We start from the raw sequence: 22,167 nt of genomic DNA on the forward strand, positions 1-22,167 counted from the left end.
GGATAACACGGCCCAGAAAAACCGTCGTCCGGCACAGCGTTGAGGGGCTTGTCAAGCATCGTGTCTGGCTTTTTCCGTGGCGCTTTTTCTTGTGCCGCGCGGAGTCATTGGCCTATAGTTCCATTAATAGAACTAAACCAGCGCCCGAGCCAGCCAGCTGAGATGACCCGCCGGCGGCGCGCGCGGGCCTGAGCCGGACACGACAGAGGAGACAAAGCAGATGGATGCAACGACAAAGACCGGCCGCACCGTGCGCATCGGCGGCGCCTCCGGCTTCTGGGGCGACAGCAGCGTGGGCGCGCCGCAGCTGGTGCGCCACGGCGAGATCGACTACCTGGTGTTCGACTACCTGGCCGAGCTGACCATGTCGGTGCTGGCCGCCGCGCGCCTGCGCAAGCCGGAGCTCGGCTACGCCACCGACTTCGTCGCCGTGACCATGAGGGGCCTGCTCAAGGAAATCGCCGCGCGCAACATCCGCGTGGTCAGCAATGCCGGCGGCATCAACCCGCGGGGCTGCGCGCAGGCGCTGGCCGCGATCGCCGCGGAGCAGGGCGTGGACGTGCGCATCGCCGTAGTGGAGGGCGACGACGTGATGCCGCTGCTGCCGGCGCTGCGCGGGAGCGGTGTCGAGGACATGCAGAAGGGCCAGCCGCTGCCGGACAAGCTGGTCAGCGCCAACGCCTATCTCGGCGCGCTGCCGATCCGGCAGGCGCTGGACGACGGCGCGCAGATCGTCATCACCGGGCGCTGCGTGGACAGCGCGGTCACGCTCGGCGTGCTGATGCACGAGTTCGGCTGGCGGCCCGATGACTACGACCTGCTGGCGCAGGGCAGCCTGGCCGGCCACATCATCGAATGCGGCTGCCAGGCCACCGGCGGCCTGCACACCGACTGGGACAGCGTGCCGGACTGGCCGAACATCGGCTACCCCGTGGTGGCCTGCCGCGCCGACGGCAGCTTCCTGGTGGGCAAGCCGCCCGGCACCGGCGGGCTGGTCAGCACCGCCACCGTGGGCGAGCAGATCCTGTACGAGATCGGCGATCCCGCCGCCTACCTGCTGCCCGACGTGACCTGCGACTTCACCGGCGTGACGCTGACGCAGGCCGGCCCCGACCTGGTCGAGGTGCGTGGCGCGCGCGGGCGCGCGCCGGGCGACCGCTACAAGGTCTCGGCCACCTATGTCGACGGCTTCCGCTGCAACGCGCAGCTCTCCATCGTCGGCTTCGACGCGGTGGCCAAGGCCGAGCGCACCGCGCAGGCCATCCTCGCGCGCACGCGCGCGCTGTTCGCCGCGCACGGCTTCGGCGACTACAGCCGCACGCACGTCGAAGTGCTGGGCGCCGAGTCGTGCTACGGCCCCCACGCGCAAACGCGCCACACGCGCGAGGCCATCATGCGGCTGGCCGTGATGCACCCGGAGAAGGCCGCGCTGGAACTGTTCGCGCGCGAGATCTCGGCGGCCGGCACCAGCTGGTCGCCCGGCACCACCGGCTCGGGCGGCGGCCGGCCCAGCCCCTCGCCGTCGATCCGGCAATACGCCTTCCTGCTGGAGAAAGACAAGCTGTCGCCCACGGTGCTGATCGACGGCGAGTGCAAGCCGGTGGCCATGCCCGTGGCGGCGCCCGCGCCCGCGTCTCCCTCCGCGCAGCCCGCGCCCGATGGACTCGATGCGCCGCCGTCCGCCGGCGACTTCGAGGAAGTCCCGCTGATCCGCCTCGCCTATGGCCGCAGCGGCGACAAGGGCGACATCTCCAATATCGGCCTGATGGCGCGCCGGCCCGAGTACCTGCCGTGGCTGCGCGCGGGCGCGACCGTGGAGCGCGTGGCGCAATGGCTCGGCCATCTGGTCAGGGGGCCGGTCACGCGCTACGACCTGCCCGGCATCCACGCCGTCAACCTGGTGTGCGAGGAAGCGCTCGATGGCGGCGGCATGACCTCGCTGCGCAACGACCCGCTCGGCAAGGGCATGGCGCAGATCCTGCTGGCCATGCCGGTGCGCGTGCCGCGCGGGCTGCTGCCATGAACCGCGCCGCGCCGGCGCCATCGCCGGCATCACCGCCGGCATCACCGCCGGCATCGCCGCTGGCACCACCGCTGGCACCACCGCCCGCGCAACTGCCCGAGGACGGCGGCGGCGTGGCGCGCTACCGCCAGCTGGCCAGCGTGCTGCGCCATCGCATCGTTTGTGGCGAATGGCCGCTGGGCCACCGCCTGCCCACGGTGGAGCAGCTCGCGCAAAGCTACGGCATCGCCCGCGTCACGGTGCGGCAGGCCTTCGCCGTGCTGGCCGAGGAAGGGCTGGTGAGCAGCCAGCGCGGGCGCGGCACGCACGTCACCGGCCAGCCGCCCGGGCCCAGCGCGGGCATGCGCTCGGTCATCAACGACGAGCTGGTCGGCAGCAGCGAGCTCGAGATCCGCATCCTGGAAAAACACCGGGACGTGCGCCTGCCCGACGGCCTGCCCACGCGCGGCGCGGCGCTGGACAAATACGTGCTGCTGCGCAAGCTGCACCTGCACGACGGCGAGCCGTTCTGCCTGATCGAGCTGTACGTGGCCTCCGCGGTGTTCAACCGCTTCCCGCGCGGCGCCGAGAAGCAGCGCAAGATCGCGCGCCTGCTGCGCGAGGCCGTGGGCGAGCGCCTCGGCATGCTGCACCAGAGCATGACGGTGGAGCCGGCCGACTACGCGCTCGCGCGCGAGCTGGCCTGCGGCTTCGCCGCGCCGGTCGCCAAGATCGTGCGCACCACGCTCGACGTCGACGGCAACGTGCTCACGGCGGGCTGCTTCTGGTACCGCGGCGACCGCTTCATCCTCGACGTGGAATTCCCGGCCCGGCTTACCGAGCGCTACCCGGCGCTGGCCGTGCCCGACAGCCGCGGCTGACGGCCGCGCGATTCTCGCCATTCCTCGCCATTCAGGAACGGATCTCCAGGGCGTTTTCAAGCATGCGCGCGAGCGCGATCAGTTTCGGGGCAATGACATTCCTGTGCTCGGCGACCGATATCGATATCGCGGCCGAGCCGCAGTTGAGCGTGTAAGGAATGCTGCCGTCGGCGGCCACCACGGGCACGGCCACCGTGGTGTACGCCTTGTGGAACACGCCTTCGTTGAGCACATAGCCGAGGCGGTCGTAGTCGGCGAGCGCCTTGTTCATGGCGCGGTTGACCTCCGTCATGGTTGCCCGGTCCTGGGTGCGCAGCTCGTCTAGCAACTGGCGCCGCTGCGCGGTCGGCAGCCCGGCTACGTAGGCCCAGCCAAGCGCCGACGTCGCCAGCGGAACGGCGGAGCCGACGCGCAGGTTCATCAACAGCTGATTGTTTCCCTCGCAGCGCTCGACAAAGACCATGCGGTTGCCGTCGCGCGTGGCGAGCCCGCAGGCCGCACCGTAGCGCGTGGCGATTTCCTGCATGTGCGGCCGGGCCAGTTCCACCAGGCTCATCCCGGAAATGGCGCTGTACCCCAGCCGCAGGACGGGCAGGCCGGGGCGATAGCGCTCGCCGGCGACGACGATCAGCATGCCGGTTTCCAGGAGCGTGTGGCAGAGACGCCAGACGGTGGGCTGGGGAATGCCGGTGAGCTTGGCGATTTCCGATCCGCTCAGTTCGGGGCGCGCGGCCGAGAAGCACTGCAGAACCTGGATGCCGCGGGCAAGCGCGGCGACGAACTGCCGGTCCTTAGCGAGAGGGCGGGCTTGCGCCATGATCTGTCTTCCGGTAGTTTATTCGAAGGGCAATTATATAACTCGCATAGCGAATAATAAAGAGGCGCGGCACGGAATGTGTCCGGCGCCCGGGCCGCCCCGCTCGATGCGCCGTGCGACACAAGGAGACAAACGATGCAGGCGAAACTGTTTTCCCCGCTCCAGCTGCGCGGCGTGACACTCAAGAACCGGATCGTGCTGGCGCCCATGCTGACCTATTCGGCGCGCAACGGATTCATCTCCGACTGGCACCTGGTGCATCTCGGGAAGTTCGCGGTGGGCGGCGTCGGGCTGGTCTTCATGGAGTCCACCAAGGTCGACCCGCGCGGCTGCACCACGCCGAACGATCCGGGCCTCTGGAAGGACGACTTCATCGAGCCGCTGCGCCGCGTGACCGCCTTTCTGCGCCAGCATGGTGCGGCGGCCGGCATCCAGCTGGGGCATTCGGGGAGAAAGGCGCGCAATTCGCTGCCCTGGCAGGGCCGCGCGCCGCTGGCGGAGGCGCCGGGAGTCGACCACGGGGAGGCCTGGGAAATCATCGGCCCCAGCGCCATCGCGCATACGGCCGGCGCCAGCGTGCCGCGCGCCATGACGCCAGCCGACATGCGGGACCAGGTGCGCAGGTGGAGCGAGGCGACAAAGCGGGCCCATGCCGCCGGTTTCGATGTCCTGGAGATCCACGCGGCGCACGGCTATCTCCTGCACCAGTTCCTGTCGCCCGCCGCCAACCAGCGCACCGACGCATTCGGCGGCTCGCTGGAAAACCGGATGCGCTTCCCGCTGGAGATAGTGAGCGCGGTGCGCGCGGCCTGGCCGCAGGACAAGCCGCTGTTCTGCCGGATCTCGGCCACGGACGAGGCGGGCTGGACCATCGCCGACAGCCTGCGCTTCGCGCAATGCCTGAAGGCGCACGGCGTGGACATCGTCGATTGCAGCGCGGGCGGCATGACGGCGCGCTCCGTCGCCGATCCCGGCCCCTCGCCGTCCTATGGCTACCAGGTGCCCTACGCCGAGACGATTCGCCGGGAGCTGGACATCGGCACGATGGCGGTCGGCCTGATCATCCATGCCGAACAGGCGGAGGCCATCCTCCAGGCCGGTCAGGCCGACCTTGTCGCGCTGGGCCGCGAGCTGCTCTACAACCCGCACTGGGCCCTGGATGCCGCGGCCAAGCTCGACCAGCAGGATGCCTACGCCACGGTTCCGGCCAACTACGGCTACTGGCTCGAAAAGCGCGCCAACGCGGGTTTCGCGCGCTGCCTGTCGACGTGGCAGGCGGGGCGGCAGGCGCCGCGCTGAGCCGGCCCTGGCCGCAAATTTTTTTTTGCCCTTTCAATGAATTGATTATTCGCATTGCAAATTAACCTATGACTACGGAACAGAAAGCGGGACCCACCGTGCCGGAAGCCGCGCTGGCGGGAATCAGGGTGGTGGAGATCGGCGTTGCCATGGCGGGGCCCTTCTGCGCCATGACGCTGGGCGACTACGGTGCCGACGTCATCAAGATCGAGCGCCCTGGCGAGGGCGACGACAGCCGCGCGTGGCCGCCGTATTTCCACGGCTCGATGGGCTACTACTACGCCTCGGCAAATCGCAACAAGCGCGGCATAGCCCTGGATCTCAAGCATCCCGAGGGTGTCGCGGCGGCGCGCGCGCTGATCGAGGGCGCCGACGTGCTGGTGACGAACTACCGCGCCGGCGTGCTGGACCGGCTCGGCCTGGGGTGGGCCGAGCTCTCCCGGGCCAATCCGCGGCTGATCTATTGCAGCATCAGCGGCTTCGGCAGCACCGGGCCCCTGGCGGCGCAACCAGCCAACGACCTGTTCATGCAAGCCTATTCGGGCGGCATGAGCATCACCGGGGAGATGGGCGGGTCGCCGGCCAAGATGGGGATTTCGGTTGCAGACATCGGCGGCGGAATGTTCGCCGCGATCGGCGTGCTGACCGCCTTGCAGGCTCGCCATGCCACCGGCCTCGGGCAACAGGTGGACACGTCGCTGCTCGAAGGGCAGATCGCCATGCTCGCCCATTTCCTCACGCGCCATTTCGCCAGCGGCGAAGTGCCGGGCCCGAGCGGCAGCGGCGCGTTGAGCAGTCCCATCTACCGCGCCTTCCAGGGCAGCGACGACTGGATCGTGATCGCCGCGTTCAACCAGCGCATGTGGCAGGGCCTGTGCCGCGCGCTGGAGCGCGAGGCGTGGATCGACGACGAACGCTTCGCCGACGCGCGGGTGCGCTCGCTTCACCGGCAGGAACTCATTGCCCTGATCGCCGAGGTCGTGTCGCAACACCCGGTGGCCTACTGGACGGCGCGGCTGGCCGGGCAGGGCGTGCCGTGCTCCCCGGTAAACAAGATCGACCAGGTGGTGGCGCAGCCGCAGGTGCAGGCCGCGCATCTGATCGAGGACCTGGAGCTGCCGGGCCTGGGGCCGATGCGCATGGCCGGCCTGCCTTTCCGCCTGGGCGACACGCCCGGAGCGGTGCGCCTGCCGCCGCCGCGGCTGGGCCAGCACACCGCCGAGGTGCTGAACGAGCTCGGCTACACGGCGCAGCAGCTCGAGGAACTCGCGGCGCGCCGAGTCATTGGACTGGACCACGGCTGGCGGCAGTACGCGCCGGCGCAGCCCGAAGTCCAGGCGTAACCCATCCGGTCACCAGGAGGAGATTTCATGACATTGATTACCGACGAAGTCCGCCGGCACATCGGCATGCAGGGCGAGCGCAGGCCCGCCTGCGACGCCGTCGAGCGCGGCGCCGTGCGGCGCTATGCCCAGGCCATCATGGACGCGGATCCGGCCTATATGGATGACCGCCATCCCCGTCATGGCGGCGCGGTGGCGCCCCCGCTGTATCCGGCGTTCCTGTTCCGGCTGCCGTATGGCGCGGGCGACCCGCTGAGCGAGCGCGCGCAGGACCCCGATTTCGACGGCCTCGTCACCGCTGTCGGCAGCGGACTGCCGGAGCTGCCGCTCCACGGGATGGCCCTGCTCAACGGCGGCGCCGAGATCGAGCTGCTTCGCTACGCGCGCCACGGCGAGCGGATCTACCAGCAGTCGCGCTACGCCGACATCTACGAACGCGAGTCCCGCTCCGGTCCGATGATCATGGTGGTCATCGAGACCACCTATGAGACGGAATCCGGCGAGCCGCTGATGCGGGTGAAAAAAACGCTGATCAGGAGATAAGACCATGAGCTCTCGCAGGAACTTCGAAGACGTCGGCATCGGTGACGACCTCTCCCCGCTGATGAAAGGGCCGCTGACCACCGCGCACCTGATGCGCTGGTCGGCCGCGGTCGAGAACTGGCACAAGATCCACTACGACCTGCCGTTCGCCCAGCAGCACGACGAACTGCCCGGCTTGCTGATCAACGGTTCTCTCAAGCAGCAATTCATCGCCGAATACCTGAAGGCGTGGGCCGGGTCCGCGGGCTGGGTCTGGAAGATCGGCTTCCAGTTCCGCGCCATGAACCTGGTGGGCGAGCGGCTCGCCCTGTGGGGCAAGGTCGTGAACACGCGCCGCGCCGAGGCCTTCGGGCTTGTCGACCTGGAGCTGGGAATCCGCGACGAAACGCAGAAGGACTCCACGCCGGGCACGGCGGTGATCGCCTTGCCGTACCGCGACGGAGAACCCGTGCCTTACCCGTTCGTCGCGCCCGCCGAACCCGCGTCGGCGTGAATCCAAGAGCCATTCCCATGACCAAACTGAGTTACGAAATCGAGATCGCCTGCCAGGAGATCGATCAATTGGGCGAGTGCCCCATGTGGCATCCGACCGAGCACCGGCTGTACTGGGTCGACACCCGCCGCCCGGCCCTGCGCCGGCTCGAGGCCGACGGCACCACGCGTACGTGGGAGATGCCGAGCAACATCGGCTCCTTCGTGTTCGCGCGCGATGGCGGCATCGTGGTGGCGCTCAAGCAGGGCTTCTGCCGGCTCGATCCGGCGACCGGGGCGCTGACCACGATCGTCCACCCGGAACCGCAGTTGCCGGAGAACCGCCTGAACGACGGCCGCTGCGACCGGCGCGGGCGCTTCTGGTGCGGCACGCGCGACGCGGGCAATGAAAATCCCGGCGGCTCGCTGTACCGGCTCGATCCCGACGAGAGCGTGCACAAGATGGACAGCGGCTTCATCGTGTCCAACGGCATGGCCTTCAGTCCGGACGACAAGACGCTCGTGTTTGGCGACAGCCGCGGCGACACCATCTGGCGCTACGACTTCGATCTGGACACCGGCGCCATCAGCAACAAGCGGGTGTACCTGGATACCCGCGGCCTGCCGTGGCGCGTGGATGGCGCCACGTTCGATGCCGACGGCTATTACTGGTGCGCGCTCATCGGCGATGGCGCGGTGGGACGGTTCGATCCGCACGGCCGGCTGGAGCGGATGGTCCGGCTGCCCGTCAGCCATCCCACCATGTGCAACTTCGGCGGCGCGGGGCTGGACGTGCTGTACGTGACGTCGACCTCGGTGCTGGTGCCCGATGCGTCGCGCGCGTCGCAGCCGCTGGCCGGCGCGGTGTTCGCCATCCACGGGCTTGGCGCGCGCGGGGTGCCGGAGCCGTTTTTCTCCGGCTGAACCGGCATGGCCGGCGCGGTGCCGGATGGGTTCATCAGCAATCGATGCCAACAGAAACATTGCCGAGGAGTTTGAGATGTCTGATTTTCCGAAGTTTGTCCAGATCAACGAGGAGGGGCCCCGCGAGGGTTTCCAGATCGAGAAGGGAAACATCCCGACCGAGCGAAAGATCGCGCTGATCGACGCACTGTCCGAGACCGGGCTGAAGCAGATCCAGACGGTGTCCTTCGTCAACCCGCAGCGCGTGCCCGGCATGGCGGACGCGGAGGCCGTGGTCCGAGGGTTCCGGCGCAAGGAAGGCGTGCGCTACACGGCGCTCTGGCTGAACGACAAGGGATTCCAGCGCGCGCTGGCGAGCGGGCGGCTGGACTTCCGCGGCTCGATCTCCACCACCGCTTCCGCCCAGTTCCTGGCCCGCAATCAGCAGCGCACGCAGGAAGAGAACCTGGCCGCGCAGCGCGCCATGATGGCCTTGTTCAAGGCCAGCGGCGTGAACGTGGACCGCGGCAGCGTGATGGCCGCCTTCGGCTGCAACTACCAGGGCGAGGTCCCCGTCGACGCGGTGCTGCGGCAGGTCGACGCGATCATGGACATCGGCCGGGAGCATGGCTGCGACATCGGCGAGGTCTCGCTGGCCGACACCATGGGGTGGGCGACGCCCGAAGCCATCAAGCGCGTCGTCGGCGCGGTCAGGGAGCGCTACCCGGCGCTGCGCGTCGGGCTGCATCTGCATGACACGCGCGGCATGGGAATCGCCAATGCCTACGCCGGGCTGCAGATGGGGGTCGACCTGTTCGACGCCACCATCGCCGGCCTGGGCGGCTGCCCGTTCGCGGCAAACCAGGGCGCCGCGGGCAATGTGTGCACGGAGGATCTTGCCTTCATGCTGGCCGAGATGGGCATCGAGACCGGGCTCGATCTCGACGCGCTGATCGCCGCGGCGGAGCTGGCCGAGGACATCGTCGGGCATCCGCTGCCGGGCAGCCTGAAAGTCGCCGGGAGTCTTGACGTGCTGCGCCGCCGCGTCGCCGCACGCGCGGAAAACGCGACGGGGGCGGCATGAGTGCGCCGGCGGAGGACTTCCAGCGGGCGCCGGTGAATGCGTTCAAGCGCCGCCTGCGTGCGGGCGAAACGCTGATCGGCATCTGGGCGGGCCTGGCGAGCCCGTACTCGGTCGAGATCTGCGCGGCGTCGGGCATGGACTGGGTACTCATCGACGGCGAGCATGCCCCCAACGACGTGCGCAGCATTCTCGGGCAGTTGCAGGCCGTCGCATCCCATCGCGCCGCGCCGGTGGTGCGCCCGCCCAGCGGCGAGGCCTGGATGATCAAGCAGTACCTCGACATCGGCGCCCAGACGCTGCTGGTTCCGATGGTGGACACGGCGCAGCAGGCCCGGGCGCTGGTCGCGGCAACGCGCTATCCGCCGCTTGGCGTGCGCGGCGTGGGCGCGGCCCTGGCGCGCGCCTCCTGGTTCGGCCGCCGCGGCGACTACATCGCAAGTGCCGACGAGCAGGTCTGCCTGCTGGTGCAGGTCGAGACCTCGACCGCCCTCGAACACCTGGCGGCCATCGCACGGACCGACGGCGTCGACGGCGTCTTCATCGGCCCGGCCGATCTGGCGGCCTCGCTCGGCCATCCCGGCAACCCGTCGCACCCCGCCGTGCAACAGGCGATCGAAGGCGCCATCGCCAGCATCGCCGCCGCCGGCAAGGCGCCCGGCATTCTGACCAGCGACCCCGCGCTGGCGCGCAGGTATCTGGAATTGGGCGCCCGCTTCGTCGCCGTGGGCACCGACGTCACGCTCTTGGCGCGCGGCATCGACAGTCTGGCTGGCCACTTCGGCCGTGGAAGAGGAGGAGCGCACAACCCGCAAGTCACGTACTGATTTTCTGGTCCATCCCGCGCCTGTCCGCTCGGCAGACCAACGAGGCACCAAAGGAGACATAAATGAAATACAAAAGACTGGGAGTACTCATCGCAGCCACCGCGCTTGGCGCCGCCGCCTGGTCGCAGGCGGCCATCGCGTCGGGCGCGTATCCGGACAAGCCCGTGCGGCTGATCATTCCGTTCGCGCCCGCCGGCACCACCGACGTGCTCGGGCGCATCCTGGCCAAGAAGCTGACGGAGGCCAGCGGCCAGCCGTTCGTCGTCGACAACCGTCCGGGCGCCGGGGGCAACATCGGCATGGACGCCGTGGCCAAGGCCGATCCCGATGGCTACACGCTCGGCATGATCATCACGTCGCACGCGATCAACGTCAGCATGCCGCCCAAGCCGTCCTACGACGTCCTGAAGGACCTGTCGATGGTCTCGGTGCTGACGCTCTCGAACAACGTGCTGGTGGTGGGGCCGAACGTTCCGGCGCATTCCGTCAAGGAGCTGCTGGCGCTCGGGCGCTCGGGCGCGCTGCAACTGAGCTATGCGTCGTCGGGCAAGGGCACGACGCCGCATCTGTCGGGCGAGCTGCTGGGGCAGATGAGCGGCGTGAAGATGACGCATATCCCGTACCGCGGCGCGGGGCCTGCGATGGTGGACGTCATGGCCGGCGTGGTGCCCATGATGTTCGACGCCATCACGACGGGCGAGCCGCAGATCCGCTCGGGCAAGGTCCGCGCCCTGGCGGTCACGGGCAAGGCGCGCTCGCCGCTGCTGAAGGACGTTCCCACGATGGAGGAGGCAGGCCTGCCGGGATATGTGGTCGACGGATGGCTGGGCCTGGCCGCGCCGGCCAGGATGCCGGCCGAGAGAATGAAATGGCTCAGCGAGCAGGTGAACCGGATCATGGCCTCCCCCGAAATGAAGGAGTGGGTGGAGAAGCAGGGAATGATCGTGGCCAATTATTCGCCGGAGAAATCGGCGAAGTTCCTGTCCGATCAGGTTTCCCAGTGGGCCAGGGTCGTGGCCAAGAGCGAGGTACAGAAATGAGCACGTCCACTACCGACGACACGCTGATCCCGGGGCTGGGCGAGTCCGTGGCCGGCTTCGCCACCCGCACGTTCTCGCCCGCCGTCCGGGAGAAGGCCAAGGCCTGCCTGCTGGACGCCCTGGGCCTGGCGCAGATCGCCCGCGACGAGGCCACCACGCTGGCCATGCGCGACGCGACCACGGCGCTCCCGCCGGACGCGGCCAGCCCCAGGCTCTGGCCGTACGGCATCCGCGCGGTGCTGTCCGAAGCGGTCACGGCCAACGCCGTCGCCGTGCACGCGCACTTCCACGACGATTCCGATCCGCACTCGTGGTGCCATCCGGGTTCCCTGATCACGCCTGTCGCGGTCGGCGTGGCCGAGGCGACCGGGGCCAGCGTGGAGCGCGCGGTGCGCGGCCTGATTGCCGGCTACACGGTGCTGAACTGGCTGGGCGACCACGAGCATGTCGCGCATGCCCTGATCCAGCGTGGCGTGCGCACCAGCCCGGCCCTCGGCACCATCGGCGCCGCGGCGGCGGCCAGTGTCGTCCTGGGCCTGAGCGCGGCCCGCACGGCGAATGCGCTGGCGATCGCGGCCAGCATCACGGGCGGCACGCTGGCGCCGCTGCGCTGCGGCTCCGACGAATGGCGCGCGCAAAACGCGCAGGCCGCGCGCGGCGGGCTGCTGGCGGCCCAGCTGGCGCAGCGCGACGTCGTCGGCGCGCGCACCGCGCTGGCCGGGCCCAAGGGATTGCTGCAGGCCCTGGCGGGACTCGATGCCGTTCCGCCGGGCTGGACGCTGCCGCTGCGCGACGACGCCATGCTCGACATCTATGCCAAGCCCTGGGCCACGCTGGGCGACAACATGGCGGCGGTCCGCGCGGCCAGGCTGATGCATGACGAGGGCATCGACACCAGCCGGATAACGCGCATCGAGATCCGCATCTGGCGCGCCTATGCGGAGTACCCCGGCACCCAGTACAAGGGGCCGTTCGACCTGCCCGTCCAGGCACTTGCCAGCACGGCCTTCGCAACCGCCGCGATGCTGGTGCTGGGCGATCTCGAATACGACGTTTCGCTGCATCGGCGTCATGACCCGGCGCTGCTGGCGCTGGTCGGAAAGACCCAAATCGTTCCCAGTGACGAGGGCACCAAGCTCGATGCCGTCCTGACGGTCCACTTCGAGGACGGCACCTCCCGCGTATGTCACGCGGCCGATGCCCCCAGGACCTGGCTCTATCACGACGCCGCCACGTCCACGCGGATCTTCGGGCAGCGGCTGGCCCGCTGCGGCCGGCAGCCGGGCGCGGGCGAGGCAATCGGCGCCACCCTGTTCAGCGACGCGGCGGACGCGATGCCGATGGCTCAACTGCTCGACCGGATCATTCCGGCGTGAACGGCGTGAACGCCGCTCGCCATGTTTCCCCCATCCTTCCGTTTGAGGAAATTCCCGTGAATTCAACACCCAGCACCGAAAACGTATTCAAGCTTCCCGACGACGTGCAGGAGTTCTGCAACGTCGCGGCGCGCATCGTCCGCGAGGAACTGCTCCCGCTCGAGCAGCAATACCTGGCAAGCTCCGAACACGCCTATGGCGTCAAGGAAACCATCAACCTCAAGAACGTGTTTGGCCCCGACGTGGTCGAGCGCCTGACGCGGATCTCGAAGGAAACCGGGCTGTGGAACCTGATGGTGCCGGAGGAGCACGGCGGATCGGGGCTTTCCATGCTTGCGCAGATCGCCATCCTGGAGCAGTTCAACTACACGCCGGTGCCGTTTCCGTTCGCCAACGTCCCGAACATTCTTTACCAGTGCCGCGGGGAGCAGGTGGAGCGGTTCCTCGAGCCGGTCGTGCGCGGCGAGATGACCACGTCGTTCGCGCAGACGGAGCCGAACGCCGGTTCGGACCCCGGCGGCATGATGCAGACGCGCGCGGTGCGCGACGGCGACGACTGGATCATCAACGGCACCAAGATGTGGATTTCGATGGCGGCCGAGTCCGACATCATCATGGTCCAGGCGGTCACCGATTCCGAAAAGCGCCAGCGCGGCGGCATCACCATGTTCCTGGTGGAGCGCGACAACCCCGGCGTGCACATCGAGGCATGCGGCATCCGCACGTGGCTCGGGCCGAAGCCGTCGCAATACGTGGTGCACTTCGACAATTGCCGGGTGAGCGGCGCGAACGTCCTCGGCGACGTGGGCGCGGGCTTCTCCCTCGGCCAGAAATGGCTGACCATCCACGACCGCCTGCTGCGCGGCCCGTATGCGCTCGGCAAGATGCAGCGCGCGCTGGACATGTCGGTGGACTGGGCGAAGCAGCGGGTGACATTCGGCAAGCCCATTGCCGAGCGCCAGGCCATCCAGTGGAAACTGGTCGACATGTCGATCGATATCGAAGCCCTGCGTTCGCTCACCTACTCGGTGGCCGCGCGCGCCGACGCCGGCGAGGACGTGCGGACCGAGGCGGCGATGGTCAAGCTGGTCTCGACGGAATGGGGCGCGCGCTGCGTCAACGAGGCCATCCAGGTGCATGGCGCGATGGGCGAGGCCCTGGAACTGCCGCTGACGCTGTTCTACCGCTACCTGCGCCACGCGCAGATCGGCGGCGGCACCAGCGAGATCCAGCGCGTGCTGATCGCGCGCAAGCTGCTCAAGGGCTGACGCGCCTGCCGCGCCCTCGTGTCCGTGGCGGGCGCGGCGGGCGCGGCCTCCGCCGGCCCGCGGGGCGCATCGGTTCCTCGGCCCTCCCGGACTGCTCGCTTCGTGCTTGCAATGCAACTATGTTGCATTTATGATTGCCGTGCAACTGAGTTGCAAGAGAGCGTGGCTGGCGACGCGGTGGCGGCGGACCCGGAATCCGGTGCGCGGAGGCGGCTTGCCGGTCCGCAGGGAGGCGCCGCACGGCGGCGGCCACGCAGCATCGACCCCGTCCGAAAGGCACCAGCAGGCACAGCCCATGAATACGACCCCCCGCCTTCCCGTCACCGTCCTGTCCGGTTTTCTCGGCGCGGGCAAGACGACCTTGCTCAATCACATCCTGAACAACCGGGAAGGCCGCCGCGTGGCCGTCATCGTCAACGACATGTCGGAGGTCAACATCGACGCGGCGCTGGTGCGCGATGGCGGCGCCGAGCTGTCGCGCACCGACGAGAAGCTGGTCGAGATGAGCAACGGCTGCATCTGCTGCACGCTGCGCGAAGACCTGCTGCTGGAAGTCGGCCGCCTGGCGAGGGAAGGGAAGTTCGACCAGCTGGTGATCGAGTCCACGGGGATTTCCGAGCCGCTGCCGGTGGCCGAGACCTTCACCTTCACCGGCGAGGACGGGCGCAGCCTGTCGGACGTGGCGCGGCTGGACACCATGATCACGGTGGTCGATGCCTACAACTTCCTCAAGGACTACGGTTCGCGCGACAGCCTGCAGTCGCGCGGCGAATCGCTTGGCGAGGAGGACCGCCGCACCGTGGTGGACCTGCTGATCGAGCAGGTGGAGTTCTGCGACGTGATCCTGCTCAACAAGGTCGACCTCGTCACGGACGCGCAGCGGGGCCGGCTGATGGCGATCCTGCAGCGCCTCAATCCCCGCGCCAGGATCGAGGTTTCGGAGTTCGGCAAGATCGCGCTCGACAAGGTACTCGGGACCGGCCTCTTCGATTTCGAGGCCGCCTCCAGGGCGCCGGGCTGGCTCAAGGAACTGCGCGGGGAGCATACGCCCGAGACCACCGAATTCGGCATCGCCAACTTCGTCTACCGCGCGCGCCGCCCGTTCCATCCCGCGCGCTTCTTCGCCCTGATCGGCAGCGAATGGCCCGGCGTGATCCGCTCCAAGGGATTCTTCTGGCTGGCCAGCAGGCCGCTTCATGCGGGCTCGTGGTCGCAGGCGGGCGGCGTCTGGCGCCACGGGCAGGCGGGATACTGGTGGGCCGCGGTGCCGCCCGAGCACTGGCCGGCGGACCCCGAAGCCGTGGCGGCGATCCGCCGGAACTGGGACGAGCGCGTCGGCGACGCGCGCCAGGAACTGGTGCTGATCGGCATCGGCATGGCCGAGGCGGAACTGCGGCGCCGCCTCGACGACTGCCTGCTGCGCGACGCCGAGATGGCCGAGGGGCCGCCGGCCTGGCTCGGATACGACGACCCGTTTCCCGCCTGGGAATGACGCCGGCGGCGCCGGCCCCGCGTGGCCGGCCGGTCAGATCACCTGCTGGCGGATCAGCCGCGCGCGGCAGTGGATGCAGGCGTCGCGCACCATGAAGTTCACCAGCGTCGGCGACACGCCCAGCACCGCGGCGATCTCCTTCTGCGTCATGCCCTGCAGCCGGCACATCTCGAATGCCTGCTGGGTGCGCTCGGGCAGTTCGGCCAGCGCGCCCGACAGCGCGCACAGCGCCTGGCGGTCCATCGCGATCGTCTCCGGCAGCGTGGCGGGCGAGGGCGCGTGGATGCCGTCTTCCTCGGGCGCCATCCATTTCTGCTCCAGGCTCTGGCGCCGGTAGGCGTCGATGGCGAGGTTGCGCACCATCTGGAACAGGTAGCTGAGCTTGGCGCGGATGGCGGGCGTGTCGCCGTCCATGCCGCGCAGCCGCAGGAACGTGTCCTGCACCACGTCCTCGGCCTGGTGGCGCGAGCCGACGATGCGCGCGGCGGCGCCCACCAGCGCTGCGCGATGTTCCAGGAACAGGCCCAGCAGATCGCTGCCAGTGTCCCAGCCCAGCGGGGCGAGATCGGCGAGATTGGCGCGCAGGTCGGAAGCGTGGTTCACGGGAAGCTCCTGGAACGTTAGCGTTGGCGGTACGGGCAGGACAAGTTAATGAGAATGCGAATGGTTGTCAATTAAGAAAAAAGTAACGCTGTAGTTAGCATTCCTATATTTTCGTGCTCCAATTTCGTGGTGTGAAAAGCATTAAATTCCACGCTGCGATACTCGTCTAGGAGCATTCCTATGACGAAATCGTGTCGCTCCGGGGGCGATTCGGCGGCGATTCGGAGGCAATCCCGAGGCAGCCGCGAGGCAATCCGGCGGCGGTTTCGTGTCGGCTTCGGCGCGGGCGAAGGCAGTCGGGCAAGCGTCCCTGGCGCGCCTCCGATGCTCATCCGGCGCTTGTCCGGCCGTTTGTCCGGCGCTTAAATTCGCGCGGGTCCCATCCGTCTTCCCAGTTCCGGGCCCGTTACGCGGCCCCGTCACCCAGGAGGCCGATGACCCCGCCAGCCGCCATGCCGCTCCGCGTGGCCAGCCCTTGCCCGGCGCTGGACCTGTGGCGGCTCGACCTGTCCGGCCGCGGCATGGCGCTGGCCGACGCGCTGCCCTGCCTGAGCGGCCCCGAGCGGGACCGCTGCGCGGCGCTGCGCCAGCCGGCCGACCGCCTGCGCTTCGCGGTGACGCGCGCCAGCCTGCGCATGCTGCTGGCCGAGCGGCTCGGCATGCCGCCGCGGGCGCTGCCGCTGGCCGCGTCCGCGCACGGCAAGCCTTGCCTCGACCTGCCCGGCGCGCCGGCCTTCAACGTCTCGCATGCGGGCGCGCACGGGCTGGTGGCGCTGGGAGAGGCTTCGGCGGTGGCGCAGGCAGGCGTGGACGTGGAGCGCATCGATGCCGCGCTGGACCATGCGGCGCTGCGCGGGATGGCGCAGATGTGCTTCACGCCGCGCGAGCGCGAATGGCTGAGGGTGCTGGCTCCCGCGCGATGGCCGGCGGCCTTTCATGCGCTGTGGACCGCCAAGGAGGCGCTGCTCAAGGCGCTGGGCGTGGGCATCGCCGCGCATCTGCAGCAGGTGTCGGTATTGCCCGGCGTGGAGGGGATGCGCTTCGGCCTGACGCCGGAAACGCCGGAGATGGCGGCCCTGCTGGGCGGCGGCATGGCGCCGGAGCTGCATGCGCTGCCCGCGCCGGCGGGCTACGCCGCCGCGGTGGCGTGGCTGGCGCAGCCGGGCGGCGGGTGACGCGGCTCGTGGCCGGCCGCCGGCGCGGGACCCGGGCGCGGCTGACGGAACCATGCGCGGAACCATGTGCCGCGGCCAGCGCGAACGCTCGCGCCGCCGGGCCTGGAAATTGCGTTGACCGGGCATGGCCACCAAACCACTGCCCGCCATGTCGGACTTCCCACAACGCTACGGTGTCTTCATCAACGTCGAGAACCCCGGCAACGATGCGCGCGACGCGCTGGCGCAGGCCGTGCGCATCGCGGTGGCGGCCGAGGCCCTGGGCTTTCACGAAGCCTGGGTGGCCGAGCATCACTACAGCCCCTTTGCCGTCGGCAGCGCGCCGCTGGTGCTGCTGTCCCACATCGCGGCCTGCACGGCGCAGATCCGGCTGGGCACCGGCGCCTCGCTGCTGGCCATGAACGACCCGGTCCGCGTGGCCGAGGACGTGGCCACGCTCGACCTGCTCAGCGGCGGGCGCGTCGAGTTCGGCGTCGCGCGCGGCGGGCCGTTTCCGCAGCAGTACCAGGTGGCGGGGCTGGCGTCGGCCGGCGAGGCGCGCGAGCGCATGCTCGAGGCGCTCGCGCTGATCCGGCAACTGTGGCGCGAGCCGGTGACGAGCTTCGCGGGACGCTTTCATCGCTGCGAGGGCGTGGCGCTGTCGCCGCGGCCCTGGCAGCAGCCGGTGCCCGTATGGCTGGCCAGCCTGAGCGGCGATGCGCTGCGCGTGGCCGCGCAGTACGGCTACGGCCTGATGGCGACGCCGTCGTCGGACCTGGCCAGCGTGGCGGCGCTGGTGGCGGCCGAGCGCGCGCGGCGCGGCGACTTCCCGTTCGCCATCGCGCGCTTCTTCCATTGCGAGAGCGACCACGGCCGCGCGGTGGCGCATGGCGTGGCCGGCGTGCGCGCCTATCCCAGCGCCATGCAGGTGCAGTTCGCCGCGGGCAACCTGCCGCCGATGTTCGCCGCGGACGCGAGCGACGACGTCATCATGGCCAATGCCGTGATCGGCGATCCCGCGCACTGCGCCGCGCAGGCGCGCAGGCTGCGCGAGCGCCTGGGGCCGCACCGCCTGCTGCTCAAGCCCGCCACGCACGATCCGGCCAGGGCGCGCGCGGCGCTGGCGCTGTTCGCCGAAGCGCTGGGTTTGGGAGAAACCTGACATCGTCGGCAATGTCGGCTTTCCTACAACGTGGCGGACCGGGCGCGCCCGGATGCCGGGATGGCTTCACGTATAATCACGCGCGGGCCGGTCTGGCCCGAATCGAATCGCGGGCCCGGATCATGGGCCCGAATCATGGGCTTGAGTCGCGCGGAAAAAGGCGCGCCGGCATATCTCGGTATGTTCGTGGCCAGCAATCGAAAGGACAGGGATCATGCCGCACGTCTGGCGCAAATTGCGCGCACGGGTTTCGGTTTGCGAAACCGGTAGCGGCGCGCGTGCCGATGCGCGCGCGTACCCCGGCGGCGCGGCGGCGCCTGCCCCGCGCCCCTTCTCATGCGGCCCCGGCCGCCATCTCCGTTGCCTGCCCTGAAAACGGGCGCGCGCCCGGCGCCTCCCAGGACATGGATGGATAGCTTCCTGCGCGGAAGTTATGGCACGCGCGTGCTCGGCTGCGGGCTCGGGTTTCTGTGCGTGGGGCTGGTGCTGCTGGAGCGGCGCGCGCCCTGGTGGTTCTGGCTGGGGCCGGCCCTGCACGGGGTCGCGTGGCCGCACGTCGCCCGCTGGCTGCGCGGCCGCGCCGCGGACCAGGTGAGCCCGGAGCGCCGCGCGCTGCTGGTGGACCATTTCGCCGTGGGCATGTGGACCGCCGCGACGGCCTTCAGTCTCCTGCCCGGCGTCCTGATGCTGTCTCTGAAGGCGATGGACAGCATGATCGCCGGAGGCTGGCGCCAGTTCGCGCGCGGCATGGCCGCGCATGCCGGCGGCATCGCGGCGGGCGGGCTCGTCTATGGCGTGGCGTGGCAGCCGGCGCCTTCCATGCCGGTGCTGTGGGCGTGCGCGCTGCTGCTGTTCGCTTATCTCCTGCTGGTCGGGCAGCGGGCCTACCGGGCGATCAGCGGCCTGCAGGCGCAGCGCGAGGAACTGACCCAGCTGAGCCTGCACGATGCGCTGTCGGGCCTGCACAACCGGCGGCACGTCGACGCCAGCATCCAGACCGAATATCTGAGATTCCAGCGCGGCGGCGATCCGGCCGCGCTCGCCATGATCGACTTCGATCATTTCAAGAGCATCAACGACGATCTGGGGCATCCGGTCGGCGACAAGGTCATCCGCCGGTTCGCGGCGAGGCTCAAGGGCGGCTTCCGCCGGTCGGACGTGGTCGGGCGCTACGGCGGCGAGGAATTCGTCGTCCTGATGCCGCATACGACCGCGCACGACGCGGGCCTGTTCATGAAGCGGCTGCAGGCGGAATTGCGCGACAAGCCGATCCTGGAAGGGCGCGCCGTGACCGTGAGCATCGGCATCGCGGGGCTGACGCCGGATCTCGCGAGCCGCGACGAGTGGATACAACTGGCCGACCAGATGCTCTACCGCGCCAAGGAGCAGGGCCGGAACCGCGTGGTCGTCGCCGGCCATCATGCCTTCGCCGATACCCAGTCCGCGCGCAAGAAGGGCGCGAAAGGCGAGCCGTCGCTGCCGCCCGGGATGCGGCTGATGGTCGGGCTGGAGCTGGGAGGCATCGCCGCGGCGATCTTCGATCCGTCGGATCGCCTGGCCTGGGCCAACGAAGTATTCCGCCGGCTGTACGGGGTGCTGCCCAAGACGCGCACGTTCAGCGACATCCTGTATAGCTGCTACCGGCGCAAGTGCGGTCCGCGCATCGAGACCGACGACATCCGGGTGTGGCTGTCGGTGGCCGACACGCTGCGGCGCAGCCAGCCGCAGCGGAGCATCTCGGTCGAGATGTATGACGGCGGGCATTATCGCGTCGAGGAAATCTCGATGGCGAACGGCTGGCTGCTGGTCCTGTGCCTGCCGCAGGAGGAAGCGCTGCTTGCGGACGCCGGGCCGGAGTCGGTGCCGGCGTTCGGGCCGGGATTCGGACCGGCGGCGGTCTGGTCAGCAGGGAGCGATCGCGGTGCCGTCGCGGCTGGCGAGAATCCAGGGGCCCGTTTCTGATTCCGGCATGGGCCGCGAGTACAGGTAGCCCTGCACCAGCGAGCCGCCCAGTTCCTTCACGACGCGCATCTCGTCCCGGGTTTCCACGCCTTCGACCACGCAGCCCAGCCCCATGTCGCGGCTCAATGCCAGCAGGGACCTGACGATCTTGTAGCTGGTCGGATTGTCCTGGATGCCGGTCACGAAGCTCCGGTCGATCTTGATGCTGGTCAGCGCGAGGGCGTGCAGTTGCCTGAGGCTGGAGTACCCCGTGCCGAAGTCGTCGAGCGTGATGCCGCAGCCGAGCTGGCGCAGGCGGTCGGTGGCCCAGCGGGTCTGGTCGAGGTCGTACATCATGGCGGTCTCGGTGATCTCCAGGTCGAGGCGGCGCGGATCGAACGCCGCCGCCTGGATCAGCGCGACGAGATTCTGCACGCTTTCGACGGAGCCGAGATCGTGCGCGGACAGGTTGAGCGACAGCCGCACGTCGGCGGGCCAGCGCGCCGCCGCCGCCAGCGCCTTGGCCACCAGGATGCGCGTCAACTGGCCGATGATGCCCGTGCGCTCGGCCACCGGGATGAAGTGCATCGGCGGCACGCGCCCGAGCATCGGGCTGGTCCAGCGCGCGAGCGCCTCGAAGGCGATGGTGGCGTTGCTGCGGACGTCGACGATGGGCTGGAAGTGGACGGAGAGTTCCTGCTGGAGATCGGCCTTGCGCAGCGCCTGCTCGATGTTCGCGTCCCGGTGGAGCTGGTCCCGGTGGCTGGCGGAAAACAGGCTGACGGCGCCCCGGTTGCTGCGCTTGCCGTGGTAGAGCGCGTAGTCCGCGTATTCGTACAGCGTGGTCGCGTCGGCCGCCATGTCGGGGAAGGTGGCGAGCCCGGCCGACGCGGCGATGTGGATGGTGGTGTTGGCAAGCAGGAACGGCGCGTGCAGCACGGCGCAGACGCGCTGGCCGAAGGCCTGCAACTGCGCGTCATCGGGCGCGTCGCCCAGGATCAGCGCGAACTCGTCGCCGCCCAGGCGGGCGACGTGGCTGTGCTCGTCGCACAGGCAGCGCAGGCGCTGGCCGACCTCCGTCAGGAGCCGGTCGCCCAGCGCGTGGCCGTACAGGTCGTTGACCGGCTTGAATCCGTCGAGATCGATGATGGCGACCGCAAAGCGGTTGCCGCCGGCGCGCGCCTTGTCGCAGGCGGCGTTCAGGAGCGCGAAGAACTTCCGCCGGTTGGGGAGCTGGGTCAGGCTGTCCAGGTTCGCCAGCAGCAGGTTCTCGTTGCCGAGCGCTTCGGCCCGCACCTGCGCGTCGATCAGGCGGGTGAAGTCCCGGTAGTGGCTCATGACGATGGCCAGCATCGCCCCCGTGACCAGCACGATGTTGGCCGCGGTCGCGACGAACGTCGGGATGCCCGTGGCGAGGAAGAACACGATGAACGTGCCGTTGACGATCAGGGCCGTGGTGAGCGCGGCCGAGCGCAGGTACATCAGGCTGAAGATGCAGCTGATCACCGTGATGCCCATGTAGAAGGCGACGTGGGCGCGCGCGTAGTCGTCGCCGTAGGGGAACAGCAATACCGCCCAGACCGTGAAGCTGACCGCCACCGGGACGGAGAAGCGGTTGGTGAGCACCAGGGCCCGCCAGGCCATGTCCGCGGTCGGCTCGGTGTGTCGCATCCGGTGCCAGTAGGCGAAGCGCGCAACGCAGAGCGCGCTGAGCGCGATGGGGCAGTAGACCGCCAGCCAGCGCGGCGCGGCGTCGAGATGGGTGAAGGCCAGCGCCCAGCTGTTGACCAGCAGGACGAAATACATCAGCGGGATCTTCCGGGAGAACGCCCTGTACTGGGCCTTCAGCAACGCGGGGTTGTCGCGCTCGACCGACCAGAGCCGCCGAAGTCTTGCCAGCAACTGCAGTTGCATCATCTTGCTCCTCTCCCGTGCCGCGTCTCTTGTGCTTCTTCTGCGTGCCG

19 protein-coding genes are annotated in these 22,167 nt (G+C 69.3%); 16 read left to right on the forward strand and 3 right to left on the reverse strand.

Features of this window, described 5'->3' with window-relative positions; genetic code table 11:
* The first annotated feature begins 220 nt into the window (after window positions 1–220).
* Window positions 221–2,023: an acyclic terpene utilization AtuA family protein gene (locus AC3WXD_RS00510; protein ID WP_492322771.1), complete on the forward strand. Its 1,803-nt coding sequence runs from the start codon at window positions 221–223 to the stop codon at window positions 2,021–2,023.
* A complete protein-coding gene (locus tag AC3WXD_RS00515; protein WP_492322772.1) occupies window positions 2,020–2,883 on the forward strand; it encodes a GntR family transcriptional regulator in 864 nt (287 codons plus the stop codon). Before AC3WXD_RS00510 ends, AC3WXD_RS00515 begins: the two co-directional genes overlap by 4 nt.
* A gap of 31 nt (window positions 2,884–2,914) precedes the next feature.
* Here the strand turns inward: AC3WXD_RS00515 and AC3WXD_RS00520 are convergent, their stop codons facing one another.
* Window positions 2,915–3,700, reverse strand: coding sequence for an IclR family transcriptional regulator (locus AC3WXD_RS00520; RefSeq protein WP_492322773.1), 786 nt, complete (start codon window positions 3,698–3,700; stop codon window positions 2,915–2,917).
* Window positions 3,701–3,835: 135 nt separating this feature from the next.
* On the opposite strand from AC3WXD_RS00520, the gene AC3WXD_RS00525 reads away from it, so the two are divergent.
* The 11 genes from AC3WXD_RS00525 to zigA all read left to right on the forward strand — a co-directional run bounded on the left by AC3WXD_RS00525 (window position 3,836) and on the right by zigA (window position 15,343).
* Window positions 3,836–4,999, forward strand: coding sequence for an NADH:flavin oxidoreductase/NADH oxidase (locus AC3WXD_RS00525; RefSeq protein WP_492322774.1), 1,164 nt, complete (start codon window positions 3,836–3,838; stop codon window positions 4,997–4,999).
* Between the two features lie 68 nt (window positions 5,000–5,067).
* The gene (locus AC3WXD_RS00530; protein ID WP_492322775.1) at window positions 5,068–6,342 is read left to right on the forward strand and encodes a CaiB/BaiF CoA transferase family protein; all 1,275 of its coding nucleotides are present in this window, start codon (window positions 5,068–5,070) and stop codon (window positions 6,340–6,342) included.
* Window positions 6,343–6,369: 27 nt separating this feature from the next.
* A complete protein-coding gene (locus tag AC3WXD_RS00535; protein WP_063923089.1) occupies window positions 6,370–6,885 on the forward strand; it encodes an FAS1-like dehydratase domain-containing protein in 516 nt (171 codons plus the stop codon).
* 4 nt (window positions 6,886–6,889) lie between these two features.
* Window positions 6,890–7,378: a hotdog family protein gene (locus tag AC3WXD_RS00540; RefSeq protein WP_492322776.1), complete on the forward strand. Its 489-nt coding sequence runs from the start codon at window positions 6,890–6,892 to the stop codon at window positions 7,376–7,378.
* 17 nt (window positions 7,379–7,395) lie between these two features.
* On the forward strand, window positions 7,396–8,280 hold the full coding sequence (locus tag AC3WXD_RS00545; protein WP_059415378.1) for an SMP-30/gluconolactonase/LRE family protein: 885 nt from the start codon (window positions 7,396–7,398) through the stop codon (window positions 8,278–8,280).
* Window positions 8,281–8,305: 25 nt separating this feature from the next.
* Window positions 8,306–9,343 (forward strand): hydroxymethylglutaryl-CoA lyase, encoded by a 1,038-nt coding sequence (locus AC3WXD_RS00550; protein WP_492322777.1) that lies wholly within the window; start codon window positions 8,306–8,308, stop codon window positions 9,341–9,343.
* Entirely contained in the window at window positions 9,340–10,167 is an 828-nt protein-coding gene (gene hpaI, locus AC3WXD_RS00555; protein ID WP_492322778.1) for a 4-hydroxy-2-oxoheptanedioate aldolase, read from the forward strand. Before AC3WXD_RS00550 ends, hpaI begins: the two co-directional genes overlap by 4 nt.
* 62 nt (window positions 10,168–10,229) lie before the next feature.
* Window positions 10,230–11,207 (forward strand): tripartite tricarboxylate transporter substrate binding protein, encoded by a 978-nt coding sequence (locus AC3WXD_RS00560; protein WP_492322779.1) that lies wholly within the window; start codon window positions 10,230–10,232, stop codon window positions 11,205–11,207.
* Entirely contained in the window at window positions 11,204–12,583 is a 1,380-nt protein-coding gene (locus AC3WXD_RS00565; protein WP_492322780.1) for an MmgE/PrpD family protein, read from the forward strand. The genes AC3WXD_RS00560 and AC3WXD_RS00565 overlap by 4 nt, the downstream gene beginning before the upstream one ends.
* Window positions 12,584–12,639: 56 nt before the next feature.
* Complete coding sequence (locus tag AC3WXD_RS00570; RefSeq protein ID WP_454732980.1) at window positions 12,640–13,851, forward strand: acyl-CoA dehydrogenase family protein; 1,212 nt, start codon at window positions 12,640–12,642, stop codon at window positions 13,849–13,851.
* 295 nt (window positions 13,852–14,146) lie between these two features.
* On the forward strand, window positions 14,147–15,343 hold the full coding sequence (zigA, locus tag AC3WXD_RS00575) for a zinc metallochaperone GTPase ZigA (protein WP_020203886.1): 1,197 nt from the start codon (window positions 14,147–14,149) through the stop codon (window positions 15,341–15,343).
* Window positions 15,344–15,376: 33 nt separating this feature from the next.
* Here zigA and AC3WXD_RS00580 read toward each other — a convergent pair whose 3' ends face one another.
* Complete coding sequence (locus tag AC3WXD_RS00580; RefSeq protein ID WP_020203887.1) at window positions 15,377–15,946, reverse strand: RNA polymerase factor sigma-70; 570 nt, start codon at window positions 15,944–15,946, stop codon at window positions 15,377–15,379.
* Between the two features lie 434 nt (window positions 15,947–16,380).
* Here AC3WXD_RS00580 and AC3WXD_RS00585 point away from each other — a divergent pair, with 434 nt between their 5' ends.
* From AC3WXD_RS00585 to AC3WXD_RS00595, 3 genes are all read left to right on the forward strand, one after another.
* A complete protein-coding gene (locus AC3WXD_RS00585) occupies window positions 16,381–17,121 on the forward strand; it encodes a 4'-phosphopantetheinyl transferase family protein (RefSeq protein ID WP_492322781.1) in 741 nt (246 codons plus the stop codon).
* A 124-nt stretch (window positions 17,122–17,245) separates the two neighbouring features.
* Window positions 17,246–18,262 carry an LLM class flavin-dependent oxidoreductase gene (locus tag AC3WXD_RS00590; protein WP_492322782.1) on the forward strand — a complete coding sequence of 339 codons (1,017 nt, stop codon included), beginning with the start codon at window positions 17,246–17,248 and terminating at the stop codon, window positions 18,260–18,262.
* A 408-nt stretch (window positions 18,263–18,670) separates the two neighbouring features.
* On the forward strand, window positions 18,671–20,224 hold the full coding sequence (locus AC3WXD_RS00595) for a sensor domain-containing diguanylate cyclase (protein WP_492322783.1): 1,554 nt from the start codon (window positions 18,671–18,673) through the stop codon (window positions 20,222–20,224).
* On the opposite strand, the gene AC3WXD_RS00600 is transcribed toward AC3WXD_RS00595, so the two are convergent.
* A complete protein-coding gene (locus AC3WXD_RS00600) occupies window positions 20,165–22,120 on the reverse strand; it encodes a putative bifunctional diguanylate cyclase/phosphodiesterase (protein ID WP_492322784.1) in 1,956 nt (651 codons plus the stop codon). The two genes, AC3WXD_RS00595 and AC3WXD_RS00600, sit on opposite strands and share 60 nt — an antisense overlap.
* Between the last annotated feature and the right edge of the window lie 47 nt (window positions 22,121–22,167).

Source organism: Cupriavidus sp. FW216-B1, assembly GCF_058789195.1.

Excerpts from the sequence above, each read along its gene's own strand:
- AC3WXD_RS00510 (WP_492322771.1), top strand. The coding sequence starts at position 221 with ATGGATGCAACGACAAAGACCGGCCGCACCGTGCGCATCGGCGGCGCC.
- AC3WXD_RS00515 (WP_492322772.1), top strand. The coding sequence starts at position 2,020 with ATGAACCGCGCCGCGCCGGCGCCATCGCCGGCATCACCGCCGGCATCA.
- AC3WXD_RS00520 (WP_492322773.1), bottom strand. The coding sequence starts at position 3,700 with ATGGCGCAAGCCCGCCCTCTCGCTAAGGACCGGCAGTTCGTCGCCGCG.
- AC3WXD_RS00525 (WP_492322774.1), top strand. The coding sequence starts at position 3,836 with ATGCAGGCGAAACTGTTTTCCCCGCTCCAGCTGCGCGGCGTGACACTC.
- AC3WXD_RS00530 (WP_492322775.1), top strand. The coding sequence starts at position 5,068 with ATGACTACGGAACAGAAAGCGGGACCCACCGTGCCGGAAGCCGCGCTG.
- AC3WXD_RS00535 (WP_063923089.1), top strand. The coding sequence starts at position 6,370 with ATGACATTGATTACCGACGAAGTCCGCCGGCACATCGGCATGCAGGGC.
- AC3WXD_RS00540 (WP_492322776.1), top strand. The coding sequence starts at position 6,890 with ATGAGCTCTCGCAGGAACTTCGAAGACGTCGGCATCGGTGACGACCTC.
- AC3WXD_RS00545 (WP_059415378.1), top strand. The coding sequence starts at position 7,396 with ATGACCAAACTGAGTTACGAAATCGAGATCGCCTGCCAGGAGATCGAT.
- AC3WXD_RS00550 (WP_492322777.1), top strand. The coding sequence starts at position 8,306 with ATGGGTTCATCAGCAATCGATGCCAACAGAAACATTGCCGAGGAGTTT.
- hpaI (WP_492322778.1), top strand. The coding sequence starts at position 9,340 with ATGAGTGCGCCGGCGGAGGACTTCCAGCGGGCGCCGGTGAATGCGTTC.
- AC3WXD_RS00560 (WP_492322779.1), top strand. The coding sequence starts at position 10,230 with ATGAAATACAAAAGACTGGGAGTACTCATCGCAGCCACCGCGCTTGGC.
- AC3WXD_RS00565 (WP_492322780.1), top strand. The coding sequence starts at position 11,204 with ATGAGCACGTCCACTACCGACGACACGCTGATCCCGGGGCTGGGCGAG.
- zigA (WP_020203886.1), top strand. The coding sequence starts at position 14,147 with ATGAATACGACCCCCCGCCTTCCCGTCACCGTCCTGTCCGGTTTTCTC.
- AC3WXD_RS00585 (WP_492322781.1), top strand. The coding sequence starts at position 16,381 with ATGACCCCGCCAGCCGCCATGCCGCTCCGCGTGGCCAGCCCTTGCCCG.
- AC3WXD_RS00590 (WP_492322782.1), top strand. The coding sequence starts at position 17,246 with ATGGCCACCAAACCACTGCCCGCCATGTCGGACTTCCCACAACGCTAC.
- AC3WXD_RS00595 (WP_492322783.1), top strand. The coding sequence starts at position 18,671 with ATGGATAGCTTCCTGCGCGGAAGTTATGGCACGCGCGTGCTCGGCTGC.
- AC3WXD_RS00600 (WP_492322784.1), bottom strand. The coding sequence starts at position 22,120 with ATGATGCAACTGCAGTTGCTGGCAAGACTTCGGCGGCTCTGGTCGGTC.